A 14,664-nucleotide genomic window follows, 5' to 3' on the forward strand; every position below is an offset into this window, starting at 1 on the left:
GCCATGGCCGTTTACGGCGTCGCCCACATCACCATCACCGACCGGGCCGCCTATGATCGCTATTCGTTGGCGTTCATGGAGGTGTTCAACCGCTTCGACGGCACGTTGCTGGCCGTCGACGAGACCCCCGAGGTGATCGAGGGCGTCTGGACCGCGACGCGGCTTGTGATGATGAGCTTCCCGGACGCAGAGGCGTTCCACGCCTGGTTCGACTCGCCCGCCTATCAGGCGATCGCCGAGCATCGCCACGCCGGCTCGACCGGCGTGGTTCTGCTGGCGAAAGGGCTGGGCGGCTAGAGCGTCGGAACCGCCATGCCCCGCTCGACGGCAGGGCGGGCGGCGATCGCCTCGAGCCAGCGGTGGACGCCGGTCATCTCGTCCCAGCCAGCGATCAGGGGCGTGGTCTTGAGCAGCGGGGCCATGGCGGCGATCCAGGGATAGGCGGCCATGTCGGCGATCGAATAGTCGCCGCCGAGGTAGTCCGCCTCCTTCAAGCGCTTGTCCATCACGGTCAGCAGTCGGGTCGATTCCGCGGCGAAGCGGGCGATGGTCGACTGCACGGGTTCCGCGGCCCGGAGAAAGTAGCCGAGCTGGCCGAGCATCGGTCCGAGCCCGCCGACCTGCCAGGCCAGCCATTCGAGCACCTTCCAGCGCGCCGCGCCGGATGCCGGCAGAAACTGGCCGTGCTTGTCGGCCAGGTAGATCAGGATCGCGCCGCTCTCGAAGACCGGCAGGTCGCCGCCGTCGGCGTCGTGATCGACGATGGCCGGGATCTTGTTGTTCGGCGAGATGGCGAGGAACGCCGGCGCGAACTGCTCGTCCTTGCCGATATTGACCGGCTTGACGGCATAGGGAACGCCCAGCTCTTCGAGCAGGATTGAGATCTTGCGGCCGTTCGGCGTCGTCCAGGTGTAGAGATCGATCATCGATGTATCCGTGTTCTTGAAGCGGCCCGGGACCCTAGGTAGGTGGTTGACGGGCGTTCCGTAAGGCCGGTCAATGGCCGAAGGGATGCGAACAGGGGGCGGGGCATGAGCAGCGACAACGACGGCCGGGACGACGGCCATCTGGTCCACCGGCTGGTGTTCTTCTCGGACGCGGTGTTCGCCATCGTCCTGACCCTGCTGGTGCTGGAGTTGCGCCCGCCGGAGTTGCCCAGCGCAAGTGGCCTGACCCTCGCCATGCGCGCAATGATTCCCCATTTCATCGCCTTTATCGCCAGCTTCGGCGTGGTCAGCATCTTCTGGGCGGCGCATCTGGCGATCTTTCGCACCATGAAGCTGTTCGACTGGCCGGTGGCCTGGCTGAACCTTCTGTTCCTGTTCACCATCGCCCTGATGCCGTTCGCCTCCGCCATCCTCGGCCGCTACGGAACCCAGGGGGAGTCCTGGCGCATCTATTCGGTGATCCTGATCGCCGCCGCCGTGTCCCAGTGCGCACTGGTTCTGTGCCTCTATCGTGGCAAGGGCAGGCTGGTGGGCGGCACAACGGGCCGTGAGATCGCCTACCGGCTTACGCGCGCGGCCTCGCCCGGCATCGTGTTCGGCATAGGTCTGTGGCTCAGCCTGATCGGAGAGCCCGGCCTGTCGGCGATGTGCTGGGTGCTGTTCCCGCCCATTCTGATCCTGGCGGGCCTGTTGTTCGGTCCGCGCAAGCCGAAACCGGCCAGGCCCGAGCCAGAGCCCGCCGAAGCCTAGACCCCCTCGACGATCAGCACCCGGTATTCCGCGCCGGCCAGGCGATGCTTCAGGGCTTCCTGATAGGCCGGGCTGCGATACCAGGCTTGGGCCTCGGCGAAGCTGCGAAAGGAGAGGATCACCGCGCCCTCGACCTGAGCCCCCTCAAGGACCTCATGCTTGCCGTAGAAGGCCAGCGGCGTAACGGCGTGCCCTTCGCGGGCGCCCCGGGCCTTCTGGGCGTAGGTCGCGAACTCGTCGGCGTCGATCATCCGGTCCCGGACCAGAATGACATAGGCGGGCTTGGCGGTGTCGGACATGGCGCGATCCCCTCGGGGTTGCTGATTCACAGCCGGCGACGGAACAGCGGAAACAGCACGAACGCAACCTGTGAAGCCAGGCCGAGCAGCGCGGGGCCGGTTCGATAGGAATCGATCAGCTCGCCCGGCGTCCGGCCAAAGAGGATCATCGCCCCGACCGGTTCGGCGATCAGAAGCAGGACAAGAGCCGTGACGCTCATCGCGATGCGGTCTCGCGGCAGAGGGCCGACACCCAGTCGCGTGATCACGGCGCCGCAGATCATCCAGGAAGCCGTCAGCATGACCGGAAGCTCCAGCAGGACCGCGCCACCGACGCCCAGCCGGGGGGCCACGACCAGCACTCGCAGAACCCCCAGCAGGAAGCCCAGCGAAAATACCGCCACGAAATAGGCGGCGCCGGCGAACACGGCCTTGCGCATGGAGAAGCCTCGCTACCCAGCTGACGCCGCAACCCTACGACCGCGCGAAGGTCGGCCCGTTGATTCAGGTCACGGTCGTCAAAGCCGCCAGGGGGTACCGGGTCCGCATCTCTTGCAGGAACCGCCCCAGATGATCAGCACCTCCCTCACGCTCGGTCAGATCAGCCGTCAGACCGACACCGTTCAGGTGGTCATGACGCGAACTTTCGACCATGCCGTCGCGACGGTCTGGTGCGCCCTGACCGAGCCGGCGCGCCTGGCGCAATGGCTGGCTCCGGGCGAGATCGAGCCGCACGAAGGCGGCCGGGCGCGGCTGGATTTCATCGACTCCGGTACGACGATCGACAGCCTGGTCAGCGCCTGGAAACCCGGCGCCCTGCTGGAATACAGCTGGAGCGAGCCTGGCGAGCCCCTTCGGCCCGTGCGCTGGGCGCTGGAGGCTAACGGACCGGCGGCGACGCACCTGACTCTGACCCTGACCATCCCCTTCGGGGAGGACGCAGGTCGCGCCGCCGCCGGCTGGGAAGCGCACCTGGAAATGCTCGCGGCGGCCCTTGAGGACGTGCCGATCAAGTTCCCGTTCGAACATTTCAAGGCCGCGCGCGAGGCTTACCGCGCCCTGCTGGCCTGATCGTCAGCCGGCGATCAGGATCCAGACGCCGATCGCCGCGAACGCTGCGGCCGCCGTCCAGCGGATGTATTTCATCGGCAGGCGCGTGGCCGCGGTCTCGCCCAGCCAGACGGCGGGGCCGTTGGCCAGCATCATGCCGACGGTCGTGCCCGCCGCGACGAGCAGGATCGAGTGGAACCGCGCAGCCAACGCCACGGTCGCGATTTGGGTCTTGTCACCCATCTCGACGAAGAAGAAGGCAATGGCGGTGGTCAGGAACACTGACCCGGCCTTGATCGCCGACGGCGCCTCGTCGTCCTCGAACTTGTCGGGGATCAGGGCCCAGACGCCGAAGCCGATGAACAGCAGGCCCAGCACCCAGTGGACCCAGGGACCGTGCAGCGCATGGCCCGCGACAGACCCGACCGTCGCGGCCAGGCCGTGGTTGGCCAGGGTCGCGACAAGAATGCCGGCCAGGATCGGCCAGGGTTTGCGGAATCGCGCCGTCAGCACGATGGCCAGCAGCATGGTCTTGTCGCCGATTTCGGCGATGGCCACGAGGCCGGCGGAGACGAGGAAGGCTTCCATGAACTTGTCCTGGCGGGACCGGTAAGACAGACCATTGGCGTTCCGCGCTCCGGTCCCGCTCGACCGCACGCGAAAGCCAAAGGTCTCGCCAGGTCCTTTCGGACTGGATGCGCCATGGAGCCTCGGCTCCAAGTTTGTTGACGCACCCGCTGCTGAACGCGCAGCCGGCTACTCCCCAGTGACGGAGGGGCTGATACGGGCCCGGGCCTGCGAATGCAAGGCTAGAGGCTCCCGTTCGCCTTCGCCGCCGCTGTCAATTCGTCGCGGAACCGGGGATGGGCGAGCGAGATCAGCGCCTTCGCCCGCTGCGCCGTGGACATGCCCTTGAGGTCGGCATGGCCGAACTCGGTGACGACGATGTGGGTGTCGTTGCGCGGCGTGGTCACCGGACCGTCCAGCCGCGTCGTGATCCGCGACAGCGTCCCCTCCTTGGCCGTCGAGTGGCAGGCGATGATCGATCGACCGCGGTGGGAGGCGTAGGCGCCGCGCACGAAATCGAGCTGGCCGCCCGCGGCGCTGAACTGCTTTCCGGCGAGGTGTTCCGAATTGCAGGCGCCGGACAGGTCGATCTGCAGCGTGGCGTTGACCGAAACGACCCGGTCATTGCGGGCGATCACCGCCGGGTCGTTGACGTATTCCACCGGCCGGCTCTCGACCGCGGCGTTGTCGTCGATGAAATCGTAGAGCGCCTGATCGCCGAGGGCGAAGGTGAAGATCGACAGGCCCGGATCGGTGATCTTGCGACGGTTGGTGACCGCACCGGCCTTCATCAGGGCCACCAGGCCGGGCGACAGCAGCTCGGTGTGGATGCCGAGGTCCCTGTGCCCGCCCAACGCCGCGCAGACCGCGTCCGGGAGCGCCCCAATGCCCATCTGCAGGCAGGACCCGTCCTCGACGAGCCCGGCGATGGTCCGGCCGATGGCGGCGTCTTCGGCGGCCGGGAGACGGCCGGGGTTCTCGAACAGCGGCAGATCGTTCTCGACGATGCCGGCAACCTCGCTGACGTGAATCATCCCGCCGCGCACCCGCGGGGTATGTTTGTTGACCTCGACGATGGTCTGGCGGGCGCAGCGGGCGACGGTCGAGCCGTAGTCGTTGCTCGGGCCGAAGCTGAAGTAGCCGTGCCTGTCCATCGGCGACACGGCGGTCACGTGGAAGTCGATCGGCGCCGGGTCGCACATCAGCCGGGGCGCCTGGCTGAAGGCGCCGGGGACGAAGTCGATCGTGCGCTTGCCGTCGGCCGCGCCCCGCTCAAGCAGGGACCGCTCGATCGGCCCGAGGAAGAAGCAATGGGGCCGGATACGGTCCATCAGCTCGTAGCGCAGCACGGTCATTCCCGCATGCGGCGTCGAGTGGAAATAGTAGAGCTTCACCTCGTCGATCTCGTTCGCCTCCGCCCGGGCGGCGATGGCGGCGAGGATGGCGGGCGGCTCCGCAAGGGCCATGCCCATCGAAATGCGGGCGCCGGACTCGATCCGCGCGGCGGCCTCGGTCGCGGTGATGCGCTTTTCGGCATAGATCTGGTCGGGGGTCATCGGCGACATCATGCCACGCGTGGGGGCCCGTCGACGAGGGGGAGTCGCAGGTGTCTGAAAAGGTTGTCAAACCCTTGCGGAACGGTGGTCTACGGACGGCTTCTCAACAGTTTGTTAACGAAAAAGTCGCCTCCGAGGCGTTTCTCCCCGTTGACGAGTCATTAGGCCTCATGGCCCCATATAGTGGGTTCAGGGGGCGTCATGCCCACAAGATGTAGCGTCTTCAGGGCGGGCTGTTCGTTTGTGAAGCCGCTGTTTGGTCACGGGTTTTAGGTCATGATGGGCGACGCGGCACGGCAAATTCCCCTCGGTGAGGCGGCAGGTGATTCCGCCTGGTTGTCCGGCGACAAGCCGCAGCTGGCGCTGGTCCGGAAGGTCGAGGTCGACCGCAGCCGCGACGCGCTGCTGACCGACTTCGGCAAAACGACGCTCGAAGACCGCTATCTGCTGCCCGGTGAGTCCTATCAGGACATGTTCGCCCGGGTCGCCACGGCCTTCGCCGATGACGCCGATCACGCCCAGCGCGTCTACGACTACATGAGCAAGCTGTGGTTCATGCCGTCGACGCCGGTGCTGTCGAACGGCGGCGCCAACCGCGGCCTGCCGATCAGCTGTTTCCTCAACGCGGTCGGCGACAGCCTCGACGGCATCGTCGGCACCTGGAACGAGAATGTCTGGCTGGCCGCCAACGGCGGCGGCATCGGCACCTACTGGGGCGGCGTCCGTTCCATCGGCGAGAAGGTCAAGGGCGCCGGCCAAACCAGCGGCATCATCCCCTTCATCCGCGTGATGGACTCCCTGACGCTGGCCATCAGCCAGGGCAGCCTGCGCCGGGGCTCGGCGGCGGTCTATCTGGACATCCACCACCCGGAAATCGACGAGTTCCTCGAGATCCGCAAACCCTCTGGCGACTTCAACCGCAAGTCCCTGAACCTGCACCACGGCATCTCGATCACCGACGAGTTCATGCACGCGGTCCGCGATGGCGGGAAGTTCGGCCTCCGCTCACCCAAGACCGGCGAAGTCCTGCGCGAGGTCGACGCCCGCGCCCTGTGGCAGAAGGTTCTGGAACTGCGCCTGCAGACCGGCGAGCCCTACCTGATCTTCTCCGACGCGGTGAACCGCGCCATGCCGAAGCACCAGCAGGAGCTGGGCTTCAAGGTCCGCCAGTCGAACCTCTGCAGCGAGATCATGCTGCATACCGGCAAGGACCACCTGGGTGTCGAGCGGACCGCCGTCTGCTGCCTGTCCTCGGTCAACGCCGAGTCGTTCCTCGAATGGCGCGATGAGCCGATGTTCATCGAGGACGTGATGCGCTTCCTCGACAACGTGCTGGAAGACTTCATCAAGCGCGCGCCCGATGACGCCAAGCACGCGGTTTACGCCGCCATGCGCGAGCGCTCGGTCGGCCTCGGCCTGATGGGTTTCCACAGCTTCCTGCAGGCCCAGAACGTGCCGTTCGAAAGCGCGCTGGCCAAGTCGTGGAACATGCGGCTGTTCAAGCACCTGCGTCGCGAGGCCGACAAGGCCAGCGTCAAGCTGGCCGAGGAGAAGGGCCCCTGCCCCGACGCGGCCGAGCGCGGCGTCATGGAGCGCTTCAGCCACAAGCTGGCCATCGCCCCGACCGCCAGCATCAGCATCATCTGCGGCGGCACCAGCGCCGGCATCGAGCCGATCCCGGCCAATATCTACAGCCACAAGACCCTGTCGGGCACCTTCGCGGTCCGCAACCCCTACCTCGAGCGCCTGCTCGAGACCAAGGGCGCCAACACGCCGGCGGTCTGGGACAGCATCCTGGCCAACGAAGGCTCGGTGCAGCACCTCGACTGCCTCAGCCAGGACGACAAGGACGTCTACAAGACGGCCTTCGAGATCGACCAGCGCTGGGTGGTCGAACTGGCCGCCGACCGCACGCCCGACATCTGCCAGAGCCAGTCGGTCAACCTGTTCATTCCCGGCGACGTGGACAAGTGGGACCTGCACATGCTGCACTGGCAGGCTTGGGAGCGCGGCATGAAGAGCCTCTACTACCTGCGCTCCAAGTCCGTGCAGCGCGCCAGCCACGCCGGCGCCGACACGGTCGACACCTACAATCTCGAAGTCGGCGAAAAGACCGACTACGACGAGTGCCTCGCCTGTCAGTAGGCTAGCCGGGGACATGTACCGCCAGGTCCGTGTCCCCTAGCACCCGGGCGGCGGCCGGAAATCCCGCGTATCCATCGCCTGCAGGCCCAGTTCCGCGCGGCGCGCATCCAGGCCGGCGGGATCGGCGACTTCGCCGATGACCCAGGCCCCGGCCTTGCAGACCGGCTGGGTGCCGAACGTCTGGGGCCGGCCCTCGATCACCGCCAGCCGATCGACCACCGAAGCATACCAGGCCGGCAGCACCTCGGCATTGGCGACCAGCGGCTCCATCCGCCGGGCCGCCTCACGCATCAGTTTGCGGTCGTTCACCGCATGGACGACGATCAGCCAGGCCCCGCGCGCGCCCACCTCGCCGAAAGCCGTACGCCCGAACCAGCCGCCATCGGCGGGCAGCATCGTCTTCAGCGCCGCCTGGTTCCTGCGATCGACAGCTTCGACAAGCGACCAGCAGGCGTCCAGCGCGACGCGCCGTTCGGCCAGATCGAGACTTTCGAAGTCCAGACCGTAGAGGCTCTCGCGCGCCGTCTGTTCCAGCTCGGCCATCCGTTCAAGCCTGCCACCCTCCAGCGGTGAAGGCGGCAAGGCGTCGAGTTCGGCCTGTTTGGCGCGGATCGCGGCCTTGAGTGTCTTGACCATGCCCTGGGCGCGCGGCGACAGCGCCGGGCCGACGTCGGGCGCGTAGAGCGGCGCCGCGGCGAGCGCGGGATTTGCCACCAACGCGCTGACGGCGAAAATGAGCAGGCGTCGGGTGGTCATCAACGTCTTCCTCTCCGGAACGTCAGAGAGAATGATGACACACCCCATGGAGCCCGCCCGCCAGGAAAGTTCAGGCCTTCCCTGTCTTGCCTTCCCCCGTCTCGACACGGGCCTTTTCCAGGGCCTCGCCCTCGGGACCGTCCAGCGCCTGTTCCGCTTCCCGCGCCTTCTCCTTCACCGGGCCGGTTTCAACGAACGCCCGCTCGGCGTCGTCGAAGCGTTTCGCGGCCTCATAGTCGCCCTCGCCCTGGATTCTGCTCTTGTCGGTCATCGTGATCTCCTCTGCTTTTCTGGATGGATAAACCGGAGCAGAGGTCGACGGTTCCTGGGCCGCACGCCGGCGTGACGGGCGGATTGGCGGTCCCGGTCCGGCGCGGAATGTTGTAGAAGGCCCCCATCAATGCCGGTCGACCCACGTCCGGCGCATTCCGCCCGGCCCGGGGCCGCCGCCTTCATGGAGCGCGCGTCATGGCCAAGGGTCAGAAAAAGTCCAACAAGGAAGTCCGCAAGCCCAAGGCGGACAAGAAGGCCGCGGCCGCGCCGACCAGCCGGTTCATCGAGGTCGCCGGGAAGAAGTAGGGCGTAGGGGACATGTACCGAAGGTCGGTGTCCCCTAATCGAGATTCAGCGGCGGCTGGTTTGGGGGACACGTACCTGCGGTACATGTCCCCACCTCATGACAGGTCCCGCGCCAGTTCCGCACGGGTGGCGGGGCTGAGCATGGCCAGGTGGGCATAGTGCTCATGGTCGCAGCCGACGGCCAGGGTCACGCCCGGGTCGCGGAATACGCCCTTCATCGCGTCGGTCAGCGCGAAGCGCAGAAAATGGATCGAGGAGGTCTTGCCGTCGTCGCGCGTGCGCTCGACGTTGTCGCCCTCCTCCGGGACGGCCGGCGCGACAAGGCCGTTGCCGAACCGCAGGCTGAAGCAGTCCTCGACGCCGCCCAGACGCGCCAGCTCGCGGGCCCGCCGGACCGGCTCATCGATCTCGAACATCACGGTGGCGACCAGCTCCGAGCCCTGCGGAATCAGCGGGTTGTAGGCCGCCAGCTCGTCAGGGATCTGGGCGGCGCCGCCGCGCTCGGTCAGCAGCATCTCCTGGACCTGGAACAGCATGGTCTCGTAGCTCTCGAAGATCACCGTGCAGAACGGGCCCAGCGCCACGCGGCGCAGGCGCTTGACCGGCAGCAGGGCGGCGCGGCGCTCGGACCGCTGGCGTGCGTAGTCGGCGTCGGGGATCAAGTCGGCGGGGGTGATGCGGTGGTCGGCGAGGGGCATGGGGTCGGGGCTCAGTTCTGGAAGGTCAGGCCGTAGGCTTTCGCCAGCACTTCAATCGGGTGGCCCTGGTGCATGATCGCGCCGCCGGCCTCGGCGGCGACCATCTGTCCGAGGTGGTTGCAGGCCAGCGGGCAGTCGGAGCAGAGCTCCTCGGTCTTCTTCCCGGCCACCTGTCTGGCGGTCGGCTTGCCGACCTTGAGGGCCACGGGGCGGGTCTCCTTCATCACGCCGAAGGTGCCGCCGTGGCCGCTGCAGCGCTCGACCAGCTCGATGCGGGTGTCGGGGATCAGCTTCAACATCTGAGCCGACTGGGCGCCCATGTTCTGGGCCCGGGCGTGGCAGGCGTGGTGAACGGTGACGCCGCCTTCGATGGGCATGAGGCCGGGGGCCAGGCCAAAGGTCTTCGACAGTGAGACAACGTACTGCGAGACGTCCTTCGTCGCGTTGGCCAGCGCCTTGACGGCCGCGCTCTCGGGCAGCAGCAGCGGCCACTCGAACTTCATCATGAGGCCGCAGGAGGCGGTCAGGGCGATGACCTCGTAACCTTTCTCGATCCAGGGGGCGAAGGCGGCGGCGGTGCGTTCGGCCCGGGCCGCGACATCGCTGAGGTCGCCCGCTTCCAGCTGGGGCATGCCACAGCATTCCGGGTAGCAGAACGCCGTCTCGACCCCCTGTTTGGCCAGCACGGAGGCGGCGGCCTGGGCCGTGGCCGGGTCGTTGTAGTTGGTGAAACAGGTGGCGTAGATCACCGCCTTGCGCTGGCCGAAGGCCGGTCCGGCGGGATCGGCGGCCGGCAGGGTCTTCAACCGGTCCTTCGCCGTCTTGCTGTGGAATTTCGGCAGGTCCGCCTCGGCGTCGATGCCGGCGATCGCCTCGAGCAGGCCGCGCAGGGGCGTGTTCTCCCGGGCCGTGGCCCAGTTGGCGAGGCCCGCGACCGGCTTGGCCAGCGTGCCGTTGCGATCGGTTTTTCCCAGCTGCTCGCGGACGAAGTCGCCGCCAGACGCTTTCCGCTTGGCCGCGCGGTAGCGCAGGATCAGGTGCGGGAAGTCGAGGTCGAATTCGTGCGGCGGCACATAGGGACACTTGGTCAGGAAGCACATGTCGCAGAGGGTGCAGGCGTCGGCGACCTCGCCGAACTTCGCCTTGTCGACCCCGTCGAGCTCGCCCGTCGGGCTCTCGTCGATCATGTCGAACAGCTTGGGGAAGCTGTCGCACAGATTGAAGCAACGTCGGCAGCCGTGACAGATGTCGAAGACCCGCTCCATCTCCTTCTCGACGGCCGCCAGATCGTAATAGCTGTCGTCCCGCCAGGCGATCGGATGCCGCATTGGCGCGTCGAGTGAGCCCTCGGCCTTTGCGGCGGGCGGGGTCGGAGTAGCGGTGTCGTCGGTCACGGGCGCCCTGTCGATGGTTGCTGAAGGTCACTGCGTCCTTCGAGACGCTCGCCTTCAGGCTCGCTCCTCAGGATGACGAAGAGGGGTTGGCTACAAACCCGGTTCGTCATGGTGAGGAGCGGACCCTCAGGTCCGCGTCTCGAACCACGCAACCAACCCTAGTCCAGCGTGTCCAGCGCGCGCTGGAAGCGGCCGGCGTGGGACTTTTCGGCCTTGGCCAGGGTCTCGAACCAGTCGGCGATCTCGTCGAACCCTTCCTCGCGGGCCGTGCGGGCCATGCCCGGGTACATGTCGGTGTACTCGTGGGTCTCGCCGGCGATCGAGGCCTTCAGGTTGTCGGAGGTGCCGCCGATCGGCAGGCCGGTGGCCGGGTCGCCGACCGACTCCATGAACTCCAGGTGGCCGTGGGCGTGGCCGGTCTCGCCCTCGGCGGTCGAGCGGAACACCGCGGCCACATCGTTGTAGCCTTCCACGTCGGCCTTCTGCGCGAAGTACAGGTAGCGGCGGTTCGCCTGGCTCTCGCCGGCGAAGGCGGCCTTCAGGTTGTCGAGGGTCTTGCTGGTCGCGAGCGACATCGTGCGTCTCCGTTGATGGGGTCGAGGCCGGGGGGCGCACGAAGGCGGTCCCCCGACCGCTGGCGGTAGGGAGGGTAGTCCCGCGCCACGGGAGTCGGACAATCAATTGTTTCTTGCGACAGGATAGAGCGGAGCTATCGCGGCGCGGTGGCCCGCCCTCTCAGCCGAAGTCCTCCTTCAGCACCACCGATGACCTCACCTGATCCACCCCGGGAATGGCGCTGAGGCGGTCGACCAGCGCGGCCAGCGCCTGGGCGTTCGCCACGCGGACCACGACATAGGCGTCCAGCGGACCGGTGACCGAATAGTAGTGAGTGATCTCCGGCCAGTGCCGGAAAGTCTGGACGACGGGATGACACGGGCGCTGGCTGAAGGTCAGCGACAGGACGGCGCCCAGGCTGTTGTCATCCGCGGCGGGCGGCGCTTCGGCGATCACGGCGCGATAGCCGAGAATGACCCGGTCGCGTTCGAGGCGGGCCATGCGGGCCTGCAGCGCCGTGCGCGACAGGGCCAGCGCACGGGCGAGCGCGGTGAGGGTCATACGGGCGTTCAGACTCAGCAGGGAGACCAGCTTCTCATCGAGCGCGTCGCGAACGCCGCCGTTTCGTCTATCCGTCCGCTGATCTTCGGTCATTTCGTCAGGCTCCGCCGCCGTCTTGCTCATGGCGACGGGCATTCACGGCCCGCACAATCGACGGCGTACGAGGGCTGTCAAGGCGCGCGCCGGCGCCGCCCCGTGCGCGGGAGGACCGAGCCGTGAGACCATCCATTCACAACGCCGCCCTGATGGTGGTCGACCTGCAGGTCGGCTTTGACGATCCGGCCTGGGGCGTCCGCAACAACCCCGGCGCGGAGGCGCGGATCGCGGCCCTGCTGTCGGCCTGGCGTGCGTTCAGGGCGCCCGTGATCCACGTCCACCATGATTCGCCGGCGCCGTCGGGCAGGCTGAGGCCGGGCACGCCCGGCAACGCCGCCAAGCCCGAGGGCCGGCCGCTGGCGGGCGAACGGCTCTATCGCAAGCAGGTCAACAGCGCCTTCATCGGGACGACGCTGGAGGCCGATCTGCGCGCCGACGGCATCGAGGCGCTGGTTGTCGTCGGGCTGACCACCAACCATTGTATTTCGACCACCGCGCGCATGGCCGGAAACCTGGGCTTCGATACGTTTGTCGTGGCCGATGCGACGGCAACCTTCGCCCGCGCCGGGCTCGACGGTCGCCTCCGGTCGGCGGAGGCCGTGCATGACGCCGCGCTCAGCGACCTCCAGGGCGAATTCGCCGAAGTGGTCGACAGCCGGGAGCTGCTGGCGGCGCTTGCGGCCCGCGAGGCCGCCCATGTCTAGTCGTCACGCGAGCCCGTTTGTCCGCATCGCCCTGGCCGGAAGCCTGGCCGCTCTCCTGTCCGGCGTCGCCATGGCGCAAGGGACGACTCCCATGGCGGCGGCGTCCGGTGTCGATTCCGGCGTGCGGCCGGGCGACGACTTTTATGCCTACGCCAACGGCGTCTGGCTGCGAACCACGCCCCTGCCGGAAGGCCGGGCGCGCTACGACACGACGGCCCAGTTGCGAGCGCTGTCGTCGGAGCGCGTGCAGATGCTTGTCGATGGGGCAGTGGCGGCGGCCAGGGCCGGAAAGAGCGACCGGGTCGGCGCCTGGTATGTCAGCTGGATGGATACCGCCGGCATCGAGGCAAGGGGCCTGCAGCCGCTGTCCGGGGATCTGGCCGCCATCGCCGAGATCGCCGACCGCAAGGCGCTGTCAGCCTGGCTGGGCGGGTCGCTCACCCTGGATGACGGCAGCAATACCCAGACCGCCGGCCTGTTCGGCGTATGGATCCATCAGGACTTCCACGATCCCGATCACTACGTCCCGCATCTGGTGCAAGGCGGCCTGGGCCTGTTCGACCGCGAGACCTATCTCGACGAAGGGGCCGAAGCCGTCGCGGCGCGGGAGGCCTATCGCGCGCATGTCGCGGCGATGCTGACCCTCGCCGGCTTCGATCTGGCCGACGCCCGCGCTACCCGCGTGTTGGCGCTTGAGACGGCCATCGCCCGGGCGCAGGCCCCGCGCGCCGACACCGACGACGTGTTCAAGACGGACAACGCCTGGCGCCGCGCCGACTTCGGGGCGAAAGCGCCGGGCTTGGACTGGGACGCCTGGTTCGGGGCGGCGGGCCTCGGCCGACAGGACCGGTTCGTCGTCTGGCAACCCTCGGCGCTCAAGGGCATAGCCGCGCTGGTCGGCGATCAGCCGATCGAAACCTGGAAGGACTATCTCGCCTTTCATCTGCTTGAGCATTACGCGGCTGTGTTGCCCAAGGCCTTCGGCGGCCAGCAGCCGGACCGGGCGGCGCAGGCGATCGCTTCAACCACGACGGCGCTGGGTGAGGATATCGGCCGGCGCTATGTGGCCCGCTGGTTCCCGCCCTCCGCGAAGGCCGCGGCGACTGAGATGGCGGAAAACCTGCGGACCGCCATGGCCGCGCGCGTCGCCCGTCAGGCCTGGCGGTCGCCCGCGGCCCGGGACATGGCGCTGGCCAAGGTGGCTGCGGTCAGGATCGGCGTGGGCTATCCCGACCGGTGGATCGACTATGCCGGCCTGGACATCCGCAAGGACGACGCCCTGGGCAACCTGCGTCGCGCCGAGGCCTTCGCCTACCGCCGTGAGCTGGCCAAGCTCGAGCGGCCGGTTGATCCGGGCGAGTGGAGTGGGCTCCTGCCGCAGCAGGCCGGGGCGATCATCAATTTCAGTCCCAACGCCATGCAGTTCTCCGCCGGCATCCTGCAGCCGCCCTTCTTTGACCCGACGGGCGACGCCGCCGCCAACTACGGTTCAGCCGGCGCGGGCATGGCCCACGAAATCAGCCACAGCATCGACGAGCTGGGCAGTCTGTACGACGCCCAAGGCCGATTGTTGCGCTGGTGGACCCCGGAGGAGCTGGCGCGCTACCGCGCGGCGGCGGCCCCGCTGCAGGCGCAGCTCGACGCCTATTGTCCGCGACCCGGACTCTGCGTGAAGGGCGAGCAGGTGTTGGGCGAGGGCATCGGCGATCTTGCCGGCCTGCTAGTGGCCTATGACGCCTACCACCTGTCGCTCAAGGGCAAGCCGGATGCGATCAGGGACGGGCTGACCGGCGACCAGCGCTTCTTCCTGGCCTTCGCGCGACGTTGGCGGCGGGTCCAGACCGACGCGGCCCTGGCCCAGCAGATTGCCTCCGACACCCATGCTCCCGGCGAATACCGCACCGACACCGTTCGAAATCTCGAGGCCTGGCGACGGGCCCTTGGCGTTCAACCCGGTGACAAGCTGTATCTGCCGCCGGAGGCGCGCACGGGCGTCTGGTGACGGGTCAGGGTGGACGGCCCGCACCG

General features: G+C 67.8%; 18 protein-coding genes and 1 riboswitch. Of the genes, 7 read left to right on the forward strand and 11 right to left on the reverse strand.

What is annotated here, in order from left to right:
- Positions 1-3 precede the first annotated feature (3 nt).
- Positions 4-297 (forward strand): DUF1330 domain-containing protein, encoded by a 294-nt coding sequence (locus ACODSL_RS07860; RefSeq protein WP_488900109.1) that lies wholly within the window; start codon positions 4-6, stop codon positions 295-297.
- Here ACODSL_RS07860 and ACODSL_RS07865 read toward each other — a convergent pair.
- Positions 294-926, reverse strand: a complete 633-nt coding sequence (locus ACODSL_RS07865) for a glutathione S-transferase N-terminal domain-containing protein (RefSeq protein WP_488900110.1) — start codon at positions 924-926, stop codon at positions 294-296. The genes ACODSL_RS07860 and ACODSL_RS07865 overlap by 4 nt on opposite strands.
- Positions 927-1,031: 105 nt before the next feature.
- Here ACODSL_RS07865 and ACODSL_RS07870 point away from each other — a divergent pair, with 105 nt between their 5' ends.
- On the forward strand, positions 1,032-1,697 hold the full coding sequence (locus ACODSL_RS07870) for a TMEM175 family protein (RefSeq protein ID WP_488900111.1): 666 nt from the start codon (positions 1,032-1,034) through the stop codon (positions 1,695-1,697).
- Here the strand turns inward: ACODSL_RS07870 and ACODSL_RS07875 are convergent.
- Positions 1,694-1,996, reverse strand: coding sequence for a DUF1330 domain-containing protein (locus ACODSL_RS07875; protein WP_488900112.1), 303 nt, complete (start codon positions 1,994-1,996; stop codon positions 1,694-1,696). The two genes, ACODSL_RS07870 and ACODSL_RS07875, sit on opposite strands and share 4 nt — an antisense overlap.
- Before the next feature lie 26 nt (positions 1,997-2,022).
- Positions 2,023-2,415, reverse strand: a complete 393-nt coding sequence (locus ACODSL_RS07880) for a hypothetical protein (protein WP_488900113.1) — start codon at positions 2,413-2,415, stop codon at positions 2,023-2,025.
- A gap of 130 nt (positions 2,416-2,545) precedes the next feature.
- Between ACODSL_RS07880 and ACODSL_RS07885 the strand changes: the two genes are divergently transcribed.
- On the forward strand, positions 2,546-3,046 hold the full coding sequence (locus ACODSL_RS07885) for an SRPBCC family protein (RefSeq protein ID WP_488900114.1): 501 nt from the start codon (positions 2,546-2,548) through the stop codon (positions 3,044-3,046).
- A gap of 3 nt (positions 3,047-3,049) precedes the next feature.
- Here the strand turns inward: ACODSL_RS07885 and ACODSL_RS07890 are convergent, their stop codons facing one another.
- Complete coding sequence (locus ACODSL_RS07890) at positions 3,050-3,613, reverse strand: TMEM165/GDT1 family protein (RefSeq protein ID WP_488900115.1); 564 nt, start codon at positions 3,611-3,613, stop codon at positions 3,050-3,052.
- A gap of 61 nt (positions 3,614-3,674) precedes the next feature.
- Positions 3,675-3,802: riboswitch (yybP-ykoY riboswitch) on the reverse strand.
- Positions 3,803-3,834: 32 nt separating this feature from the next.
- Positions 3,835-5,148, reverse strand: coding sequence for an acetyl-CoA hydrolase/transferase family protein (locus ACODSL_RS07895; protein WP_488900116.1), 1,314 nt, complete (start codon positions 5,146-5,148; stop codon positions 3,835-3,837).
- A gap of 336 nt (positions 5,149-5,484) precedes the next feature.
- Between ACODSL_RS07895 and ACODSL_RS07900 the strand changes: the two genes are divergently transcribed.
- Entirely contained in the window at positions 5,485-7,293 is a 1,809-nt protein-coding gene (locus tag ACODSL_RS07900) for a ribonucleoside-diphosphate reductase subunit alpha (RefSeq protein ID WP_488900117.1), read from the forward strand.
- Between the two features lie 36 nt (positions 7,294-7,329).
- Here ACODSL_RS07900 and ACODSL_RS07905 read toward each other — a convergent pair whose 3' ends face one another.
- Both ACODSL_RS07905 and ACODSL_RS07910 read right to left on the reverse strand, forming a co-directional pair.
- Positions 7,330-8,049, reverse strand: a complete 720-nt coding sequence (locus ACODSL_RS07905; protein ID WP_488900118.1) for a DUF6624 domain-containing protein — start codon at positions 8,047-8,049, stop codon at positions 7,330-7,332.
- Positions 8,050-8,119: 70 nt separating this feature from the next.
- Entirely contained in the window at positions 8,120-8,320 is a 201-nt protein-coding gene (locus ACODSL_RS07910; RefSeq protein ID WP_488900119.1) for a hypothetical protein, read from the reverse strand.
- Positions 8,321-8,517: 197 nt separating this feature from the next.
- Here ACODSL_RS07910 and ACODSL_RS07915 point away from each other — a divergent pair, with 197 nt between their 5' ends.
- Positions 8,518-8,628, forward strand: coding sequence for a hypothetical protein (locus ACODSL_RS07915; RefSeq protein WP_488900120.1), 111 nt, complete (start codon positions 8,518-8,520; stop codon positions 8,626-8,628).
- Between the two features lie 95 nt (positions 8,629-8,723).
- On the opposite strand, the gene ACODSL_RS07920 is transcribed toward ACODSL_RS07915, so the two are convergent.
- The 4 genes from ACODSL_RS07920 to ACODSL_RS07935 all read right to left on the reverse strand — a co-directional run bounded on the left by ACODSL_RS07920 (position 8,724) and on the right by ACODSL_RS07935 (position 11,929).
- Positions 8,724-9,326 carry a DUF3501 family protein gene (locus ACODSL_RS07920; protein WP_488900121.1) on the reverse strand — a complete coding sequence of 201 codons (603 nt, stop codon included), beginning with the start codon at positions 9,324-9,326 and terminating at the stop codon, positions 8,724-8,726.
- Positions 9,327-9,337: 11 nt separating this feature from the next.
- On the reverse strand, positions 9,338-10,720 hold the full coding sequence (locus ACODSL_RS07925) for a (Fe-S)-binding protein (RefSeq protein ID WP_488900122.1): 1,383 nt from the start codon (positions 10,718-10,720) through the stop codon (positions 9,338-9,340).
- Positions 10,721-10,878: 158 nt separating this feature from the next.
- The gene (locus ACODSL_RS07930; RefSeq protein ID WP_488900123.1) at positions 10,879-11,295 is read right to left on the reverse strand and encodes a rubrerythrin family protein; all 417 of its coding nucleotides are present in this window, start codon (positions 11,293-11,295) and stop codon (positions 10,879-10,881) included.
- A gap of 160 nt (positions 11,296-11,455) precedes the next feature.
- A complete protein-coding gene (locus ACODSL_RS07935) occupies positions 11,456-11,929 on the reverse strand; it encodes an Lrp/AsnC family transcriptional regulator (RefSeq protein WP_488900124.1) in 474 nt (157 codons plus the stop codon).
- Positions 11,930-12,051: 122 nt separating this feature from the next.
- Between ACODSL_RS07935 and ACODSL_RS07940 the strand changes: the two genes are divergently transcribed.
- The gene (locus tag ACODSL_RS07940; RefSeq protein WP_488900125.1) at positions 12,052-12,636 is read left to right on the forward strand and encodes a cysteine hydrolase family protein; all 585 of its coding nucleotides are present in this window, start codon (positions 12,052-12,054) and stop codon (positions 12,634-12,636) included.
- Complete coding sequence (locus tag ACODSL_RS07945) at positions 12,629-14,638, forward strand: M13 family metallopeptidase (RefSeq protein ID WP_488900126.1); 2,010 nt, start codon at positions 12,629-12,631, stop codon at positions 14,636-14,638. The genes ACODSL_RS07940 and ACODSL_RS07945 overlap by 8 nt, the downstream gene beginning before the upstream one ends.
- Positions 14,639-14,664 lie beyond the last annotated feature (26 nt).

The organism is Caulobacter sp. FG121, assembly GCF_057809815.1.

What these genes read in the sequence shown, in the direction of transcription:
- ACODSL_RS07905 (WP_488900118.1), bottom strand. Translation starts at nt 8,049, where the DNA reads ATGACCACCCGACGCCTGCTCATTTTCGCCGTCAGCGCGTTGGTGGCA.
- ACODSL_RS07865 (WP_488900110.1), bottom strand. Translation starts at nt 926, where the DNA reads ATGATCGATCTCTACACCTGGACGACGCCGAACGGCCGCAAGATCTCA.
- ACODSL_RS07910 (WP_488900119.1), bottom strand. Translation starts at nt 8,320, where the DNA reads ATGACCGACAAGAGCAGAATCCAGGGCGAGGGCGACTATGAGGCCGCG.
- ACODSL_RS07920 (WP_488900121.1), bottom strand. Translation starts at nt 9,326, where the DNA reads ATGCCCCTCGCCGACCACCGCATCACCCCCGCCGACTTGATCCCCGAC.
- ACODSL_RS07875 (WP_488900112.1), bottom strand. Translation starts at nt 1,996, where the DNA reads ATGTCCGACACCGCCAAGCCCGCCTATGTCATTCTGGTCCGGGACCGG.
- ACODSL_RS07885 (WP_488900114.1), top strand. Translation starts at nt 2,546, where the DNA reads ATGATCAGCACCTCCCTCACGCTCGGTCAGATCAGCCGTCAGACCGAC.
- ACODSL_RS07870 (WP_488900111.1), top strand. Translation starts at nt 1,032, where the DNA reads ATGAGCAGCGACAACGACGGCCGGGACGACGGCCATCTGGTCCACCGG.
- ACODSL_RS07895 (WP_488900116.1), bottom strand. Translation starts at nt 5,148, where the DNA reads ATGACCCCCGACCAGATCTATGCCGAAAAGCGCATCACCGCGACCGAG.
- ACODSL_RS07930 (WP_488900123.1), bottom strand. Translation starts at nt 11,295, where the DNA reads ATGTCGCTCGCGACCAGCAAGACCCTCGACAACCTGAAGGCCGCCTTC.
- ACODSL_RS07880 (WP_488900113.1), bottom strand. Translation starts at nt 2,415, where the DNA reads ATGCGCAAGGCCGTGTTCGCCGGCGCCGCCTATTTCGTGGCGGTATTT.
- ACODSL_RS07945 (WP_488900126.1), top strand. Translation starts at nt 12,629, where the DNA reads ATGTCTAGTCGTCACGCGAGCCCGTTTGTCCGCATCGCCCTGGCCGGA.
- ACODSL_RS07860 (WP_488900109.1), top strand. Translation starts at nt 4, where the DNA reads ATGGCCGTTTACGGCGTCGCCCACATCACCATCACCGACCGGGCCGCC.
- ACODSL_RS07890 (WP_488900115.1), bottom strand. Translation starts at nt 3,613, where the DNA reads ATGGAAGCCTTCCTCGTCTCCGCCGGCCTCGTGGCCATCGCCGAAATC.
- ACODSL_RS07935 (WP_488900124.1), bottom strand. Translation starts at nt 11,929, where the DNA reads ATGACCGAAGATCAGCGGACGGATAGACGAAACGGCGGCGTTCGCGAC.
- ACODSL_RS07915 (WP_488900120.1), top strand. Translation starts at nt 8,518, where the DNA reads ATGGCCAAGGGTCAGAAAAAGTCCAACAAGGAAGTCCGCAAGCCCAAG.